Below are 1,645 nucleotides of genomic sequence, written 5' to 3'. Positions count from 1 at the left end.
TTCCTGCCCGAAGGCGTCGCCGTCGCCCGCGAGCCGATGACCGGCTCTGAGGATTTTGCCCGTTTCCTCGCTCACGTGCCCGGTTGCTTTGTCTTCCACGGCAATGGCGACACGGCGCCGCTGCACAATCCGAGCTACGACTTCAACGATGACGGCCTGCTGTTCGGCACGAATTTCCATGCCGCGGTCGTCAGACGGCGATTGGGAGCATGAACGGCGCGGTCGTTCCGGAATTTGGCGGGAAGCCAAAGGGGTGGAATCCCCATGACGCTACGGCAAGACTCAGCTAACATCCACATTGCGGCGGACCTGATATCCGCCTGGCCGGCGCTATCAGGCACCTCCCAAGCGGCGCCGGCCGTCCTCTCCAGGCTGTGCTTTGTGCTGTCCCGCCGTGGTCCGCGGCGTTGCTGCACGCATGTCAACTCATTTGCCGGTCTTATCGGCTACAGGATTGCCGTCGGTGTGCGGGTTTTCCGCTGCCGGAGCCTTGGTTGGCGGGACGTTGTTGTCGCAGGCCGACACGGCCAGAACGATCAGCAGAAGGCCTAGGGAGAGCTTCTTCATCGCTACCTCCTCTCGTCTGACAACGAGACGACCTCCGTTTGGTTGCGACGATCAAGCCGAGGAACAAAAGCTCATGTCTCCGGTTGGATCAGGCAAAGGAGGACTGCTGGATGATCCGTCTGCTCTTGGCCTGCACCATCGCCTTCGTCACTTACCGCCTCGCGCGCAAGCTGATCGAGGACGTACCCGACACCGTCGATCCCCTGTTGCTGCCAGTCCCGAAGAATGATCGGGAGGCATTGCGCAGGCAGTCTGCGGCGATGGGTGTCGATCCGGAACGCTGACCTGTCGACGCTGAGCTCGCCGCGCCGCTTCCTTGTTGCGAACAAAGCGGAAACGATGCTTGATGGGCGATGAACCTTGCCGCTCATGATTCGACATTTCGGGAACCGACCGACCAGCCTGCTTATCTCGCAAGGCTGAACGACGCCCAGCGCCAGGCTGTCGAGCATGGCGACGGCAGGATCGCCGGACCGCTGCTGGTCATTGCCGGCGCCGGCTCGGGCAAGACCAACACGCTGGCGCATCGCGTCGCCCATCTCATCGTCAAGGGCGCTGATCCGCGCCGCATCCTGCTGATGACGTTTTCACGTCGCGCCGCCTCCGAAATGGCCAGGCGCGTCGAGCGCATCGCTGGCGAGGTGCTCGGCCGTGACGCCTCGATCGTCACTGACGCGCTGACCTGGGCCGGCACCTTCCATGGCATCGGTGCACGGCTACTGCGCGATTACGCGCAGGAGATCGGCCTCGATCCGGCGTTCACCATCCACGATCGCGAGGATTCGGCCGACCTGATGAACCTGGTGCGGCACGAACTCGGCTTCTCGAAGGCGGAAGCGCGCTTTCCCACCAAGGGCACCTGCCTTGCCATCTATTCGCGCGCCGTCAACGCGCAGGCGCCGCTCGGCGAGGGGCTCGGCTCCGCCTTTCCGTGGTGCGCCGGATGGGGCGAACAGCTGAAGCAGCTGTTCGCCGGCTATGTCGAGGCCAAGCAGGCGCAGAACGTGCTCGATTACGATGACCTGCTGCTCTACTGGGCGCAGATGACGGCCGAACCGGAGATAGCGATGCATCTGGG

Annotated in this window: 4 protein-coding genes; 3 read left to right on the top strand and 1 reads right to left on the bottom strand. The window is 63.5% G+C overall.

The window, feature by feature from the left end:
- Positions 1–213, top strand: a 213-nt coding sequence (locus tag FJ980_RS30775) for a M20/M25/M40 family metallo-hydrolase (RefSeq protein WP_140547334.1), incomplete at its 5' end; no start/stop codon positions are given.
- 213 nt (positions 214–426) lie between these two features.
- On the opposite strand, the gene FJ980_RS34945 is transcribed toward FJ980_RS30775, so the two are convergent.
- A complete protein-coding gene (locus FJ980_RS34945) occupies positions 427–567 on the bottom strand; it encodes a hypothetical protein (RefSeq protein ID WP_181170994.1) in 141 nt (46 codons plus the stop codon).
- Positions 568–677: 110 nt separating this feature from the next.
- Between FJ980_RS34945 and FJ980_RS34940 the strand changes: the two genes are divergently transcribed.
- Together FJ980_RS34940 and FJ980_RS30770 are read left to right on the top strand one after the other, a co-directional pair.
- A complete protein-coding gene (locus FJ980_RS34940) occupies positions 678–851 on the top strand; it encodes a hypothetical protein (RefSeq protein WP_181169231.1) in 174 nt (57 codons plus the stop codon).
- Positions 852–920: 69 nt separating this feature from the next.
- Positions 921–1,645, top strand: a 725-nt coding sequence (locus FJ980_RS30770) for an ATP-dependent helicase (protein WP_140547333.1), incomplete at its 3' end; no start/stop codon positions are given.

This window comes from Mesorhizobium sp. B1-1-5 (assembly GCF_006443065.1).
GTDB lineage: Bacteria > Pseudomonadota > Alphaproteobacteria > Rhizobiales > Rhizobiaceae > Mesorhizobium.
Note: the sequence above shows the minus strand (reverse complement) of the source record. Positions and strands in the feature narration are given on the sequence as shown.